This window comes from Pedobacter deserti (assembly GCF_024436415.1).
In the GTDB taxonomy this organism is placed as follows: Bacteria; Bacteroidota; Bacteroidia; order Sphingobacteriales; family Sphingobacteriaceae; genus Pedobacter; species Pedobacter faecalis.
In genome coordinates this window covers 573,111-588,515 of record NZ_JAFMZQ010000001.1, presented here as the reverse complement: position 1 = coordinate 588,515, position 15,405 = coordinate 573,111, and the positions used below count along the sequence as shown (strand labels likewise).

Genomic DNA, 15,405 nt, shown 5'->3' with positions numbered 1-15,405 from the left:
GTCTGACACATCATGAAAGAACTTTTAAAAAAATTCGAAGAAAAGAAGCCTGAAATTGTTTTTGAATGGAAGGACCGGGAGTCGGAAGCAGAGGGATGGGTAGTGATAAACTCTCTGCGGGGTGGTGCGGCAGGAGGAGGAACCCGGATGCGGAAGGGGCTCGACAAACGTGAAGTAGAATCCCTCGCCAAAACCATGGAGGTTAAATTTACGGTATCCGGCCCACCCATAGGTGGTGCAAAGTCTGGCATTAATTTCGATCCTGCAGATCCGAGGAAAAAGGAGGTCTTAGAAAGATGGTATAAAGCTGTGATGCCCATTTTAAAGAGCTATTACGGCACCGGCGGAGATCTTAATGTGGATGAGATTCACGAAGTTATCCCGATCACGGAAGATTATGGTTTGTGGCACCCTCAGGAAGGTGTAATTAACGGGCATTACCAGGCCCGGGAAAATGAACGCATCCATCAGATCGGCCAGCTTCGCTATGGAGTGTCTAAAGTACTCGAGGATCCTGCGTACACGCCCGATATCAAGCGTAAATATAAGGTTGCCGACATGATTACAGGTTATGGGGTAGCAGAGTCTATACGCCACTATTATAATATCTGGGGAGGCCAGCTAGAAGGTAAGCGGGCAATTATCCAGGGCTGGGGCAATGTAGCCGCCGCTGCTGGATATTATTTATCGCAGAACGGCGTAAAAATCGTTGGTATTATTGACCGGGTAGGCGGGGTTATTAAAAACGAAGGGCTCGGTCCCGATGAGGTTGCGCAGCTTTTTAACAATAGACTCAATAATACCCTGGTTGCTCCGGATTTAATGTCTTTTGATGATGTATATGCGCAGATATGGCAAACAGGGGCAGAGATTTTTGTGCCTGCTGCAGCGTCAAGGCTGGTCACGTTAAGCGAGGTAAATCAACTTATTAACAATGGCCTTGAAGTGGTTGCATGCGGGGCGAATGTTCCCTTCGCTGATAAGGAGATTTTCTTCGGTAACATCATGGAACAGGTTGACAACCACATAGCCTTGATTCCGGATTTCATATCTAACTGCGGAATGGCACGTGTATTTGCCTACCTGATGCAACGCAATGTAGAGATGAGCGATGATGCAATATTTACGGATGCATCCAACGTGATATATGAAGCGATGCAGGCCATCTTTGTTCAGTCAAGGTCTAAAACGGGGCTTTCCAAAACTGCTTTCGAGATCGCATTGAAGCAATTGTTGTAATGAAGGGCGGTATAAAGGCTATTTAAGCTCTCCGAGCACGGTCACGCCGCCCTTTACCATTTGCCCAAGCTGGAGGTCTACTTTAGTCCCAAGTGGAAGAAATACGTCTACGCGGGATCCGAATTTTATAAAGCCAAACTCCTTGCCTTGTTCCACCTGGTCTCCCTCTTTCACATACCACACAATTCTTCTGGCAAGTGCACCCGCAATTTGACGAAAAAGCACTGCACTGCCATTTTTATGTTCAACTACTACTGTTGTGCGCTCATTTTCGGTGGAAGATTTTGGATTCCAGGCTGCAAGATATTTTCCGGGATGATACTTAAAGAATTTTACCATACCCGAAATGGGGTTCCGATTAATATGAACATTTACAGGCGACATAAATATAGAGACCTGAAGACGCCTGTCCTGAAAATATTCGCCTTCTTCAGTTTCTTCGATAACAACGACTTTTCCGTCTGCCGGGCATATCACAAGGTTTTCCCCCGATGTAAATAGTCTTTTCGGATTTCTGAAAAACTGCAGAACGATAAGGAATAAAGCAAGCGAAAAGATATAGGTGATCCACCGCAACCATGCTACGTCAGCATATTTATAATCTACAACTGCATTTAAAACAAAAATAAAAAGCAGTGACAAAGCAATCGTGGTGTACCCTTCCTTGTGTATGGTCATAGTATTAATTAATGCTAAGCGCAAAATTCGGAAAAAAATATCGCATTCGACGCAACCGGATCAAACTGATTTGGCGCTATAAATGTCCTTTAGGTTTCTTCCGAGCCCATCATAGTCTAATCCGTAGCCAACAACGAAGTTATTGGCTATTTCAAAACCGATATATTGTTGTTCGTTAATCTCGGTACGCAAGGCAGCTGGCTTAGATAATAAAGTACATATGGCCACTGAAGCAGGGTTCTGCTCCTGAATGCGATCAAGAATATATCGTAGCGTTAAACCCGTATCAATAATATCTTCCACAATAATAACATCGCGGTTATGTAGGTTCTTCGGAAGGCCAAAGATTTCTTTAATTTCTCCGCTGGTTTCCTGGCCCTGATACGAGGAGACCTTTATGAAGCTGACCTCACAGGAGCCGCTGATCTCTTTGAGGAGGTCTGCCATGAACATAAACCCACCGTTTAGCACCCCAATGAAAATCGGACACCTTGTCTCATAATCAACGTTCAGTTGGATCCCAATTAAACGGGTTCTTTTTTTAATCTGATCGTTTTCAATCAGGATTTCAAAATATTTATCCGCTACTTGAATGGTGTTCATGGCGATGGTTAAGGCTGTTCAGTGTTGTTCTCTCTTCTTCTTTGTTCCCGGCGTTCTCTCCGTAATTCCCGTCTCGACTTTTCGACGGTGTCCGAAGGAGCCGTCTTTGATACGGTGTCACGTTTTGATCCACCGAAAAGACGATCAAAAAGGGACTTAGAATCGTCCTGGGTTTCGATAGGGGGTAGCTGATCGTCTAATTCTACTGCATTCGTATCAATTGTCGCTGAATCTGGCAAAAGGTATTGCCTCAATCCTTCTCGTAGCCTGACGGTGTAAAAACCGTAGCCATTGGTGTCAGGCGGCGTCAGGCCCCTGCGGGCCATGATATTCCCGATATAACGAAAGTAATTATACATATACCCCTTCAGGCCGCCATCACTGCCAAATTTATACATAGCTATTTTCGGTCTCGGCACAATGTTCGCAAGAAATATACCCTCGCCAATGTTAAGTTCCGAAGGGTGCTTTCCAAAATAGTGCCGTGACGCTTCGCCGATCCCATAGATGTTCTGTCCCATCTCAATGATGTTGAAATACACCTCAAGCATTCTGTTTTTGCTTATAAGCCGGTTATTTTCAATCAGCCATACGATCAATATCTCTTCCGCCTTTCTGGCCAATGTTTTTTGTCGGCTAAGAAAAACGTTTTTAACGAGCTGCATGGAGATCGTACTTCCGCCACGAACGAAGCGTTTCTCTTTAAAATTCACCGCAAATGATTTCCTGATCGATTCCTGAACGAAACCTTTATGGGAAAAGAACGACGGGTCTTCTGAGGTGAGTATGGCGTTTTTGAAGTTGCTGGACACCTCGTTCAGCGGCGTGAAGTTAGCATTTGCCGGGCCAATCAGGATATCACGCATGGGTTTTCCATATTCATAAGGCGTGTAGATGAAGTCTTTATTGATTTTCTGAAGATTTGTTTTACCCCATTGAAGTATCTTAAAGCCATTGGGTGTTAGCCCCGAAGAAAATTTAACACTGTCGGGTATGCTGCTGTCTAAATGAAAATAGAGGTCGTAACGAACTTTTCCGGCGACCTTGATGCCCTCCAGCGATTCAAACAGGCCAGCAGGCAGCGAATTAAATAGCTGTTGAGCGTCCTGTTCGGGAATCCTCAGTTTCAGTTCGTATATCTTGTTCGGTTTAAGCGTATACTTCAGGTAAGGCCTAAGTTCAACATCCCGAAGGAAAATGGAGGAAGAACTATCCAGGGCAACGTAATTTTTTCCAACAAGCATATCCGCGTCTATCCTGGCATCCCTGATCACGATGTCATTTGAGGCGATTTTGGAATGATTGAAGAGCAAGTTATGAACAGCCCATGATCCCTCGATCCTATATCCTTCACCCGAATTGTGCGCATTTGTCATCTGAGTTCTGACCGTGTCGAACCGAATGCGCGCATGTAGCTTATTGTTCAAATAAGGCAGTTCTACGCTTCCTTTTTCGGCATATAGCTTAACGTCAAGCTGCTTTTTTCCAGGCTTCAGCAAACCTGAGAGGTGCCAGGTCGCTTCACCCGAGTTTACCAACACCGTAGAGGAGAAGTCGCCGTCGTCGATATTCGCCTCAATAACCCTGAAGGAGAGCTTAGCGGTATCGTTGTCATTCACATCAAGCACAAAATTTTTCACGGCCATCTGATCCGGAATCTTATATAGCAGTTGGTTCACGATATTATGGGCTACATCTGCCAGATTAAGCTCCCCCTGGGATTCCGCATTTTCGCGTTTTTTTCTCTTAAGAATAAAATCTAGATTGCTTACAGAATCTCTAAAAACGGCCTGTACTTTTCCATCAGTCAGGTTAACCTCCGAAAGCTTAACATCTCCGAAGAGCAAAGGGAACAGTTTAACACCAACAGTCATGTCCGAAATCGTCAGCAGCGTGTCCCGCTCTTTCGGCACCACGGTTACACTTTTCATACGCACGGTACTCAACCCGCTAAAATCTGCTGAACCAATCTTAACCAGAAGATCGTAGTCTGAATCCGCTTTGTTTACCGCTTTTGCCATAACCTTTTTTAGCAATGACTCGCGCTTCGTATAGGCCACAGTGCCAAAAACCAATAACAACAGCAAAATAACCCCAATAATCCAGGCGCCCATTTTCAAATATTTCGCAGGAATGTTCAATTTTTTAGGAAGCATGCTGTGGTACAGAGTTGATCAAATGTAGTGGATAAATGTTTTTTTCGTGTTAAAATTACACTAAAAACCCTAATGTCAACGATTTGTAGGCCTGTTTTGTTTAAATTTGAGCAATGATAATTACCCCAGAACAAGTTCTAACAGCACTAAGTCATGTCGAGGATCCCGACCTTAAAAGAGATCTTGTATCCCTGAACATGATCAAGAATCTGAAGATAGATGGTCCTCATGTCTCGTTCACATTAGAATTGACAACGCCAGCGTGTCCGATGAAAGATATGCTGACCAATGCCTGCACAAATGCCATCAAACATTTAGTGAACAACCAGGCCCAGGTTTCTATAGAGGTCACTTCCCGGGTAACCAGGCCTCTTGACAGCTCGCAGTTGAAGGACATCAAAAACATTGTGCTTGTCTCATCTGGCAAAGGAGGCGTAGGTAAGTCGACCGTGTCGAGCAATTTGGCAGTTGCGCTTGCTGCAACAGGAGCGAAGGTAGGTCTTATCGATGCGGATATATACGGACCCTCCATACCGACAATGTTTGGGGTTACAGGGATTAAACCCGGAGCCACCGAAACAACCGGAGGAAAGGCGCTTATTACCCCGGTTGAAAAATATGGCATCAAACTGTTGTCCCTGGGGTTTTTTGCAGATCCTGATCAACCAGTTCCGTGGCGCGGGCCCATGGCTTCAAATGCCGTGAAGCAGTTATTTAGTGAGGCCGACTGGGGTCAACTTGACTACCTGGTTGTAGATCTGCCCCCGGGAACCGGAGACATCCATATCACCATTGCACAAAGTTTCCCGATAGCTGGAGCAGTAATAGTCACCACCCCTCAGCAGGTAGCTCTGGCAGATACCCGGAAAGGACTAGGCATGTTTATGATGCAGGGAATCAATATCCCGGTGCTTGGGGTTATTGAAAACATGTCATATTTTACTCCGGCCGAACTACCGGAAAACAAGTATTACCTTTTCGGTAAAGACGGAGGCAAGACACTCGCTGAGTCTTTCCGTGTGCCGTTCCTGGGTGAAATCCCTATCCTTCAAAGCGTATCCGAAGCAGGTGACCAGGGGAAGCCGATAGCGCTGAACAACGAGGATCTGCTTGCGAAAACATTCTCTGTCATTGCAGGGAAAGTAGCCCAGCAGGTTGCTATAAACAATGCGCAAAAGGTTAATTCATAAAAATTTACTATTTTTATATTTTAATAAACATCCAATGAATTTAACAGAACAAGTTGAACAGGCATTAGAAACCATCAGACCATATCTGGTGGCAGATGGGGGTGACGTAGCGATTGAAGAGATTACGCCGGAAAAAGTAGTTAAATTACGATTATTGGGTAATTGCGGCTCTTGCAAGATGAGTTTTATGACGATGAAAGCAGGCATAGAGCAAGCCATCATTAAAGCTGTACCAGAAATCACCGGGGTTGAAGCGATCAACCTGACCGAGCCCGTATGATCTTTTAACACTATTTAACGGAAGCGTTGTTTATACAATAGCTATCTTTGTATATATGAGGTATTTGTTAATTGTCTTGTCCTTCTTCCTTGCGGCTCCGCTGTTTGCGCAGCAGACTCCTGTCAGCAAGAAACTGATCCAGTTCTCCGGGATCATTACGGACCTGGACAGCAATACCGCGGTGCCTTATGTTACGGTAACTAACCTTACCAACAAAGACCAAAGGTACGCGGCAAACTACAAGGGCTTTTTTTCGTTTATTGCCCATCCTGGCGATACTATACTTTATTCTGCCGTGGGATATCGTGAACAGATGTTAGTCATCCCCGGAAAGATCGACGACACCAAATATACGGCAATGGTAAAAATGAAAGCCGAGATCATAAACCTGCCTACCGTCCGGGTCTTTCCGTGGGCTACCGTTGAAGAGTTTACGCGTCAGTTTATGACGATGAAAGTTGCGGATGATGACTATGTCATTGCAAATAAGAACCTGTCACGGGAAAACCTTAACGGGATGATCCAGAATCTACCACGGGATGCCGGAGAGATATCCAGTATCAACTACCGCCTCAATCACGACAGGGCGTTGAATAAGAACATGGTTCAGACAAACCCTTTGCTGAATCCATTTGCATGGGGAAAACTCATGCAATCGATCTTCAGCGGTGATAAAAGCAGAAGTTCAGATAACTAACGCCTCTTGGATTGGTTAGGGAAGCGCATTTTATATTCCGCCTTTACGTTGCCTTTTGAAATGGCGTCCAGCCTGCTCTTCAACATACGTTTTCTGAGTAAGCCAAGCTTATCTGTGAAGAGCGTTCCCTGAATATGATCATATTCATGCTGTATGACGCGCGCAGGCATACCTGTAACCTCCTCTTCCTGCAGCACCCAGTTCTCATCATAATATCTGATGCGCACGTTCGGCTTTCGCATCACGTCCTCACGAATATCTGGAATACTGAGGCAGCCTTCGTTAAAAGCCCAGGGTTCGCCGCTTTCTTCAATGATCTCAGCGTTGATAAAAACCTTCTTGTAACGATCCTTATCCTTGTCGTCCCCGCCGCTCGTGTCAACAATAAACAACCTTATGGCCAGGCCAACCTGTGGAGCAGCAAGCCCTACACCGCTTGCGTTATACATGGTTTCAAACATATTGCTTATCAACTTATCCAGGTCAGGATAAGATGCATCAATTGGTGTACAGACCTTTTTTAAGACAGGATCTCCGTAGGCTACAATCGGTAACTTCATTTGGCAAAAGTAGTAAATTAGCTTATAGGAAAAAAGCTCAGGGAACTCAGGTTTTCTTCGTCGAGCACCTCATTAGCAATGTCAGCAAGCGCGTCAGAAGATACCGCTTCTATTTTATTGAAAACCGTCTGCAAACTATCCACAAACCCATAGTCGAGCAGGCTCTTTGCCATCGAAATGATCAGACCGATACGGTTCTCTTCACCCAATGCAATCTGACCGATAAGTTTCTGCTTTGCTTTTTGAAGCTGTATGGGTGATAAGGACTTATCCTTTATTTTTTTCAGTTCTCTGTTAATCAGCATCCATGCCTTGTCAACCTTCTCCTTGTCCGTTCCGAAGTATATGGTGAAAAGACCAGTGTCGCTTAGCGGGCTGTAGCTCGACTCGATCGTGTAGGCAATGCCATGCTTTTCCCTGATCTGCAGGTTTAAGACGGAACTCATCCCATTGCCCCCAAGGAAGTTGTTGAGCAAGAGTAAACCGGTTTTATACTCATGGTGCAGCGAGTACGCCTGAGCGCCTAGTACTGCGTGAACCTGCTGAATCGGCTTCTGTTCAACAATGGCTCGCGGGCGAACCTTTTTAGGAGGCGTGCGCGTTATCGAGGGCGTGTTTTCAGCAATGTCAGCATAGTGCTTTGTAAACACAGCCTTGGCTCTGTTAAAACTATAATTACCCAAAACGGCAACCACAATCTCGCTTGTCCGGTATTTAAAGGCAAGAAACTTGAATATATCAGCTCGAGTGATCGACATAACGCTTTCTGAGGAACCAAGTATATTTCGGCCAAGCGCATTTCCCGCAAATATCAGATCTTCAAAATCATCATATATGGCTTCTTCCGGCTGATCGAGATATGACGCTATTTCATCCAGGATCACACTTTTCTCCTTCTCCATCTCATCCTCAGGAAAGGTAGAATGAAAAACGATGTCGTTAAAGAGTTCTAGGGTACGATCCAGATAGGGGTTGAGAAATGAAGCATGAATACAAGTGTATTCCTTTGTTGTATAAGCGTTTAAATCGGCTCCCACGCTCTCAAGCCTGTTTAGGATCTGGTTTGTCGTTCGCTTCTCGGTGCGCTTAAAGATCAGATGTTCTATAAAATGCGCAAGGCCACTTTTATCATCGGCTTCATCTCTGGAGCCGCTATTGATAACAATGCAGGCATGTGAAATCGGAGAAGCTGAGGGGACGTGGAGCAAGCGTATGCCATTAGGCAACGTGTGAACATTATATTCCATTCCGCACAAAGGTACACAAAGTAAATTGACTGCTGCGGTTTGATCAAAGCCGACTGTCAATTTGACAACAAAATTATTTTTGGAATAGGCCTTGATATGCAGCACATGTACTTTTAAAAGTTAAAAATATGAGCGTAGAAGAAAAAGGAACCATATCCATCCACACGGAGAACATTTTTCCTATTATCAAGAAATTTCTTTATTCCGACAACGAGATTTTCTTGAGAGAACTCGTTTCCAATGCCGTTGATGCGGTGCAGAAAATTAAACGACTTTCATCGCTGGGCCAGTATAACGGAGAGCTAGGAGCACCGCTGGTAGAGGTGGCACTCGATAAGGAGAAGAAGACCATAACCATATCCGACAACGGACTGGGGATGACTGCCGAAGAGATAAAGAAATATATTAACCAAGTGGCTTTCTCGGGCGCAAGCGAATTCGTAGAGAAGTTCAAGGACGCAAAAGATGCCAACGAGATCATTGGCAAATTCGGGCTTGGATTTTATTCTGCCTTTATGGTGGCCGACTTAGTCGAGATTCAGACTCTGTCTTACCAGGAGGGAGTGGAAGCTGCTCGTTGGGTGTGCGACGGAAGCACTACCTACGAAATTACTGCAGGTAGCCGCACTACTCGGGGAACAGACATTATTCTTCATATCAACGCAGAGTCTGAAGAGTTTCTGGACAAGTTTAAGTTAGAAGGAATCCTCGACAAGTATGGAAAGTTTCTTCCTGTTCCCATTAAGTTCGGCACCAAAACCGAGCAGGAGCCGGACGGAGAAGATGAAGAAGGAAAGCCAAAATACAAAAGCGTGGAAGTTGATAATATCATCAACACCACGAATCCGATCTGGACCAAAGCGCCTGCAGATTTGTCAGATCAGGATTATCTCGACTTTTATAAACAGTTGTATCCATTCTCCGAGGATCCGCTTTTCTGGATACATCTTAATGTAGACTATCCATTTAACCTGACCGGGGTACTATATTTCCCTAAACTGAAGAACGACTACGAGTTTCAGCGTAACAAAATCAAGTTGTTCTCCCGCCAGGTATTTATTACCGACGAGGTTAAAGACATTGTTCCTGAGTTTTTAATGCTTTTACACGGTGTAATAGATTCTCCGGACATTCCGCTAAACGTATCACGAAGCTTCCTTCAGGCCGACAGCAACGTTAAAAAGATTAACAACTATATTACACGTAAAGTAGCCGACAAGCTTCAGGAGTTGTTTAATAAAGACCGTAAAGCGTTTGAAGAAAAATGGACAGATATTGGCCTTTTTGTTAAATACGGTATGGTAAGCGAAGAGAAGTTTTACGAAAAGGCCAAAGACTTTGCGCTGCTTACAAACACCAAAGAGGAGCACTATACGCTGGAGGAATACCGCGAAAAGGTGAAGGACATACAAACCGATAAAAACGGCCAGGTTGTTTACATTTACGCTAATGACCCGGCTAAGCAGGACAGCTTTATCCAGTCGGCAGGCAAAAAGGACTACGATGTACTGGTCATGAATTCTCCGATCGACAACCATTTCGTGAGCCATCTCGAACAAAAGCTTGAGAAAACTTCGCTGAAGCGTGTCGATTCAAGCGTTGCCAGCAAGCTTATCGAAAAAGACGAGCAGATCGAATCTGTACTTACCGAGGAGCAATCACAGCAGGTTAAAGAAATCTTCGAGAAAGCTATTTCGAAGCCGGGCTACACCGTTGAGATCGTAGGCCTCAATCCTGAAGAGCTGCCAGTTACCGTTACCATGGACGAGTTTATGCGAAGAATGAAAGACATGGCCGCAATGGGCGGAGGCATGGGTTTCTACGGCAGTATGCCTGATAGTTATAAAGTAGCAGTAAATGGCAACCACAAGCTCATCGGAAAAATAGCGGCTGCAACAGACGAAGAGACCAAAACCATGCTTGCCAAGCAGGCGATGGACTTAGCATTACTTGCGCAAGGCATGCTAACGGGAGCCGAACTAACGGCATTTGTCAGCAGAAGCGTAGAACTCATTTAATTAAGCGATCCTTAACAGATCATGAGCTGGCTGAGCAATCAGCCGGCTTTTTTTATGTTTTTTAATTCGATGTAGCGTTTTGTCAGCTTTGCCCGTTTTAGTATCAAACTGTTAGCGGCCATAACAAGATTGAAACAAATTTAAAGAGACAAACACTATGAAGATTTTAACAAATATTAAAACCATCTCAAGAACTTTCGCAGCACTGGCCTTTGGTGCAATCGTTTTATCCGCGTGTTCAAAAGATGATGACGATTTTACGCCTCCTGAAATCGCCGGACTAAACGTTGTGCATGCCTCTCCCACGACAGAGAAGCTTGATGTTTATGTCGAAAACACTTTGGTGCCCAACAATACCGACTTCAGTTTTGGAGGTAAGATCGGTTATTTGAATCTGATCACTGGAAATAGGACCATTATTGTAAAGAAAAAAGGAACAACCGCGAACCTGCTTTCGGAAGGCTTTGACTTTGAGGTTCAAAAAGGGTATACCTTGTTTGTTGCCGATAAATTTGACCAGTTGAAGTATGTCATGATCAAAGATGATCTGTCGTACCCGCAGAGTGGTAAGGCGAAAGTGCGGTTTGTGCATATGAGTCCGGATGCTCCGGCCCTAAATTTGGCTATAGCGGGTAAAGACACCGACTTATTTACAAACAAAACGTTTAAGCAATACACGGAATTTGTAAACATAGATCCGGCACAGAATATTACGTTCAATGCGGAGGATAAAGAAACCGGCGCCGTGGTAGCTACCGTCGCCAACGTAAAGATTGAAGCAAATAAGATCTATACCATTTGGGTAAAAGGCCTTGCAGAATCTGATGATGATCAGTTGAAGCTGGCCGTAAACGTTTTTGCTCACTAGGCCCTGTGCCAGGCAAACCGACAGCCGGGACTTATATTGGTTCCGGCTTCATTAATTAAAAAATATCCAGGATATTTGCGGGTCAACTGACTGATATAAAACGAATTCCCAAATAGGAATGCTCCATTTGCATCAAGCAATCAAAGGTTGCTTAAATAACGACAACAAATGCAAAGAAATGGTCTACAAATCATTTTACGGATACATTATTGGGGTTATTTTACGCTACGTAAACAACCGCGATGACGCGGAGGAACTCGTCAACGACAGTTTTATCAAGATATTTAAAAGCATCGCACAATTCAGTTTTCCTAAAGAGGACGACCAGCTTCAGAAGGCTTTCAAGGGATGGATTGCCAGAATATCATCCCGAACTGCGATCGATTTTCTCAGAGCCAGAAAAGAGTTTACCTCGATAGACGATATTGCAGAGGGCGACCAGCCAGTTACCCATCTAAACGCCATCACTCAACTTAACGTGCGGGACATCATGAGCCTGCTCAATGCCCTCCCGGAAACCCAGCGCCTTATTTTCAATATGTATGAGATCGAAGGCTTCTCGCACGATGAGATTTCCAGGGCACTGAGTATCTCTGAAAGCTCGAGCAGGGTTTATCTTACCAGGGCCAAGACAAGGCTGAGGGATTTATATGTTAAAAATTTAAGTCATGTTTATGCGACCAACTGATCATAGAGAGCCAGGAGAGGACGAGCTGATTGCCCGTATTCGGGAGGGTTTGATCGGGCATGAGGAGCCTTATCGCCCGGGCGCATGGGAAGAATTTAGTACGAAGAAGCAGCCAGGACGCAAGCCGCTTATATTATGGCTCGGCGCAATAGGCTCTGCTGCTGCAGTGGGACTCATTGTAGCCAAATTGTTCTTCTTTAACCAGACGCAAACACCAGACTCACTGATTCCGGCTCAGGAACAGCCAGGACTTACAAAGATTGAAGATACGGGTATTCAGAAGGCCCCCGAAACAACTGCACCTGAAACCCATATTTCAAAACGGGAGCAGATCATTGTTCATCCTGCGGTAACTCCGGGCACTGAAACGCAGGGATATGCCGTTGCGCAGGACCCTGAAGCTAGTCCGGTACAGGCAATCGCTAAAAACCCGGCATACAACATAGCCAACGTTGTACCTAAGCTGGAACAGTCGGCCTCAGAGAGAGTAGCCCGTCCTCAGGAAGAAACAACAACTACGCCGGTGACAGCCAGAAGGAACGATATCGAAACGTTCCTGGCGCTCGAGTCGGCGAGGAACCAGGCTCAGCCTAAAAAAGATGCTTCGTCCGCGGCCGACAAGTGGGAAGTCGGCGTTATGCTGGCGCCCTCTGTAGGCAATGCAGGCAAATTGAATATGGGTTACGGCTTAAGTATGGCCTACGCGCTTTCCGATAAAGTATCCTTAAGCTCAGGGCTCTCTTATAATGAAATGGCGGCATCTAAAGGTACTGAGGACAACCGGCTGATGGAATCGCCTGCGAAGACTGCCATCGCCAGCGAATCGAAAAGCCTGGAGTCTGTGGATGCCAGGGTAGTAGGAATAGACATCCCGCTGGAAGTAAAATACCGCTTCAGCGAAAAGGTATATGCAAACGTAGGCGTCTCGGCTTTCGCGGTCATCAATCAGCGCCAGAACAACACCTATATACAGGAGCGCCTGGTGCAGAACGCCCCCACCCTGGCCGGTGAGGAAGACAGCTTTAAAACCGTCATTGTTGCCGAGAAAGCTAGAGAGGAGGCTCCGCGGTCTGAGGTCAACCAGCAGAACTACCTTGGCTTCTATAATTTTTCTTTTGGATTCAGGCAGAAAATAGCGGGCGACAAGGCAATTTCCATAGAACCCTTTATGAAGGTGCCGATGAAGGAAATTTCTAAAGAAAACCTGCGCTTCATGGGTACCGGTCTCCGATTGAAATTCGACTTCTAAGTGCTGAAACAGCTCCGTAATTCTGATTATCTTTACACCAGAATAAAACAGTAGCCATGCAGCAACCATTTGATATCATACTCGGCGATGTGAACTATGCGGTATTTCCTGAAGGAAATGATACCTACGCCATATATAAGGACGGAAAAGAATACGCTCTTATTCAAAAAGATACCGATACCCAGTGGATCAAGTTGGATGCTGAGACCGGTACACCTGACTTTGAGGCCGACGAAGAGATCAATCAAATCGGCCGTGAAATCGTTGCCTATGTGCCTCCTGCAGAAGATGATGAACTGGACGAAGACGAAGATTAATCTACCGGTTCCAGCTGCTTCTGTCCAGGCTGCGGTAATGGATTGCCTCCGCCAAATGCTCCAGGCGGATTTCCGGTGTCCCCGTCAGATCCGCAATGGTGCGCGAAACCTTCAGTATACGGTCATACGCCCTGGCCGAAAGCCCAAGTTTTTCCATGGCACGCTTAATTAACTGCTGTCCGTCAGGATTAATTTTACAAACTGCGCGGACCATATTGGGGCTCATTTGCGCGTTGTAGTGCAGCGATTCCTGCTGCCTGAATCTTTCCGTTTGCACTGCCCTGGCAGCGATCACCCTTTCGCGAATCGCACTGCTCGGCTCAGCCTCCGCAGCAGATGTCAAGGCATTAAAGTCAACAGGGGTTACTTCCACGTGCAGGTCAATCCGGTCCAGCAAGGGTCCTGAAATCTTTCCAAGATAGCGCTGAACCTCGCCCGGACTACAGGTACATTCGCGCTCGGGGTGGTTAAAGAAACCACATGGGCACGGATTCATAGAGGCGATAAGCATGAAGCTGGCGGGGTAATCCACACACATCTTTGCTCTTGATATCACCACATTCCTGTCTTCCAGCGGCTGACGCATCACTTCCAGTACGCTTCTTTTAAACTCCGGAAGTTCATCCAGAAATAGTACGCCGTTATGCGCAAGGGAGATCTCCCCAGGCTGCGGATTAGCGCCACCGCCAACCAATGCCATATCCGAGATTGTGTGATGCGGACTGCGGTAAGGGCGTTCGGTCATCAAGGCATTTGCGGCACTTAACTTACCCGCGACCGAATGAATTTTCGTGGTCTCCAGCGCTTCATGCAGACTAAGGGGAGGAAGGATCGTTGGCAACCGCTTGGCCAGCATCGTTTTTCCCGCGCCCGGTGGACCAATCAGAATCAGGTTATGCCCGCCAGCAGCTGCAATCTCCATCGCGCGTTTGATGTTTTCCTGGCCCTTAACATCAGCAAAGTCGTAAGGATACCGGTTTATACTCCTGAAAAAGTCAACGCGGGTATTTACCACCACCGGTTCAGGTCTCTGGCCTCCGGTAAAAAAGCTAACCACTTCGGGCAGCGTGCGCATGCCATATACCGAAATATCGCTTACAATAGCTGCTTCCCCAGCATTTGCGTCCGGCAGAATAAAGCCACCGAAGCCAGCCTGTCTTGCTTGTATTGCGATTGGCAAAGCACCTTTAAACGGCTGGAGTGTCCCGTCGAGCGAGAGTTCGCCCATAATAAAGTAATTGCCTATGTCGTCCGCTTCAATCTGACCTGAAGCTGCCAGGATGCCAATAGCAATAGGTAAATCGTATGCAGAACCTTCCTTCCTGATGTCGGCAGGCGCCAGGTTAATCACAATTTTCTGTCTGGGCATTTTGAGACCGGCCGACTGGATCGCGTTTTCTACTCTGCGCAGACTTTCCTTGATCGCATTGTCGGGCAAGCCAACGATATGATACCTATTGCCACCACCAATGCTCACCTCAAGCGTTATCGTAAGCGCATTGACACCAAATACGGCGCCTCCATATGTTTTTACCAGCATAGCTTTTACGAGGGGCTCGTTGCCCTTGTCTAAATTAAGCTGATTTACCGCCACGACGGTTGCCGTAAAAGAAAT

15 protein-coding genes are annotated in these 15,405 nt (G+C 45.9%); 9 read left to right on the top strand and 6 right to left on the bottom strand.

From position 1 onward, the window contains the following. Positions 1 to 12 precede the first annotated feature (12 nt). Positions 13 to 1,239, top strand: coding sequence for a Glu/Leu/Phe/Val dehydrogenase dimerization domain-containing protein (locus J3P40_RS02705; protein WP_256002664.1), 1,227 nt, complete (start codon positions 13 to 15; stop codon positions 1,237 to 1,239). An 18-nt stretch (positions 1,240 to 1,257) separates the two neighbouring features. On the opposite strand, the gene J3P40_RS02700 is transcribed toward J3P40_RS02705, so the two are convergent. From J3P40_RS02700 to J3P40_RS02690, 3 genes are read right to left on the bottom strand one after another with little or no spacing between them, the layout of a single operon-like run. Beyond that, a complete protein-coding gene (locus tag J3P40_RS02700) occupies positions 1,258 to 1,917 on the bottom strand; it encodes a phosphatidylserine decarboxylase family protein (RefSeq protein WP_256002662.1) in 660 nt (219 codons plus the stop codon). Positions 1,918 to 1,977: 60 nt separating this feature from the next. Continuing rightward, positions 1,978 to 2,520 (bottom strand): hypoxanthine phosphoribosyltransferase, encoded by a 543-nt coding sequence (gene hpt, locus J3P40_RS02695; RefSeq protein ID WP_256002659.1) that lies wholly within the window; start codon positions 2,518 to 2,520, stop codon positions 1,978 to 1,980. Between the two features lie 8 nt (positions 2,521 to 2,528). After that, positions 2,529 to 4,676: a transglycosylase domain-containing protein gene (locus J3P40_RS02690; RefSeq protein WP_256002658.1), complete on the bottom strand. Its 2,148-nt coding sequence runs from the start codon at positions 4,674 to 4,676 to the stop codon at positions 2,529 to 2,531. A 113-nt stretch (positions 4,677 to 4,789) separates the two neighbouring features. Here J3P40_RS02690 and J3P40_RS02685 point away from each other — a divergent pair, with 113 nt between their 5' ends. The 3 genes from J3P40_RS02685 to J3P40_RS02675 are packed head-to-tail and all read left to right on the top strand — an operon-like array spanning position 4,790 to position 6,843. After that, entirely contained in the window at positions 4,790 to 5,866 is a 1,077-nt protein-coding gene (locus tag J3P40_RS02685; RefSeq protein ID WP_256002657.1) for an Mrp/NBP35 family ATP-binding protein, read from the top strand. Between the two features lie 34 nt (positions 5,867 to 5,900). Beyond that, positions 5,901 to 6,146, top strand: coding sequence for a NifU family protein (locus J3P40_RS02680; RefSeq protein ID WP_256002656.1), 246 nt, complete (start codon positions 5,901 to 5,903; stop codon positions 6,144 to 6,146). 55 nt (positions 6,147 to 6,201) lie between these two features. Then, on the top strand, positions 6,202 to 6,843 hold the full coding sequence (locus J3P40_RS02675; protein ID WP_256002654.1) for a peptidase associated/transthyretin-like domain-containing protein: 642 nt from the start codon (positions 6,202 to 6,204) through the stop codon (positions 6,841 to 6,843). Here the strand turns inward: J3P40_RS02675 and def are convergent. Both def and J3P40_RS02665 read right to left on the bottom strand, forming a co-directional pair. Continuing rightward, entirely contained in the window at positions 6,840 to 7,403 is a 564-nt protein-coding gene (def, locus tag J3P40_RS02670; protein WP_256002652.1) for a peptide deformylase, read from the bottom strand. The genes J3P40_RS02675 and def overlap by 4 nt on opposite strands. Positions 7,404 to 7,420: 17 nt before the next feature. Then, complete coding sequence (locus tag J3P40_RS02665) at positions 7,421 to 8,650, bottom strand: M16 family metallopeptidase (protein WP_256002650.1); 1,230 nt, start codon at positions 8,648 to 8,650, stop codon at positions 7,421 to 7,423. A 128-nt stretch (positions 8,651 to 8,778) separates the two neighbouring features. On the opposite strand from J3P40_RS02665, the gene htpG reads away from it, so the two are divergent. The 5 genes from htpG (at position 8,779) to J3P40_RS02640 (ending at position 13,790) form a co-directional block, all read left to right on the top strand. Next, positions 8,779 to 10,668: a molecular chaperone HtpG gene (gene htpG / locus J3P40_RS02660; RefSeq protein ID WP_256002648.1), complete on the top strand. Its 1,890-nt coding sequence runs from the start codon at positions 8,779 to 8,781 to the stop codon at positions 10,666 to 10,668. A 157-nt stretch (positions 10,669 to 10,825) separates the two neighbouring features. Further along, positions 10,826 to 11,536 (top strand): DUF4397 domain-containing protein, encoded by a 711-nt coding sequence (locus tag J3P40_RS02655; RefSeq protein ID WP_256002646.1) that lies wholly within the window; start codon positions 10,826 to 10,828, stop codon positions 11,534 to 11,536. Positions 11,537 to 11,714: 178 nt separating this feature from the next. Further along, a complete protein-coding gene (locus tag J3P40_RS02650) occupies positions 11,715 to 12,224 on the top strand; it encodes an RNA polymerase sigma factor (protein WP_256002643.1) in 510 nt (169 codons plus the stop codon). Next, a complete protein-coding gene (locus J3P40_RS02645) occupies positions 12,205 to 13,473 on the top strand; it encodes a porin family protein (RefSeq protein WP_256002641.1) in 1,269 nt (422 codons plus the stop codon). Before J3P40_RS02650 ends, J3P40_RS02645 begins: the two co-directional genes overlap by 20 nt. Positions 13,474 to 13,529: 56 nt before the next feature. Continuing rightward, entirely contained in the window at positions 13,530 to 13,790 is a 261-nt protein-coding gene (locus tag J3P40_RS02640) for a hypothetical protein (protein ID WP_256002639.1), read from the top strand. Position 13,791: 1 nt separating this feature from the next. Here J3P40_RS02640 and J3P40_RS02635 read toward each other — a convergent pair whose 3' ends face one another. After that, positions 13,792 to 15,330 (bottom strand): YifB family Mg chelatase-like AAA ATPase, encoded by a 1,539-nt coding sequence (locus J3P40_RS02635; RefSeq protein WP_256002637.1) that lies wholly within the window; start codon positions 15,328 to 15,330, stop codon positions 13,792 to 13,794. Between the last annotated feature and the right edge of the window lie 75 nt (positions 15,331 to 15,405).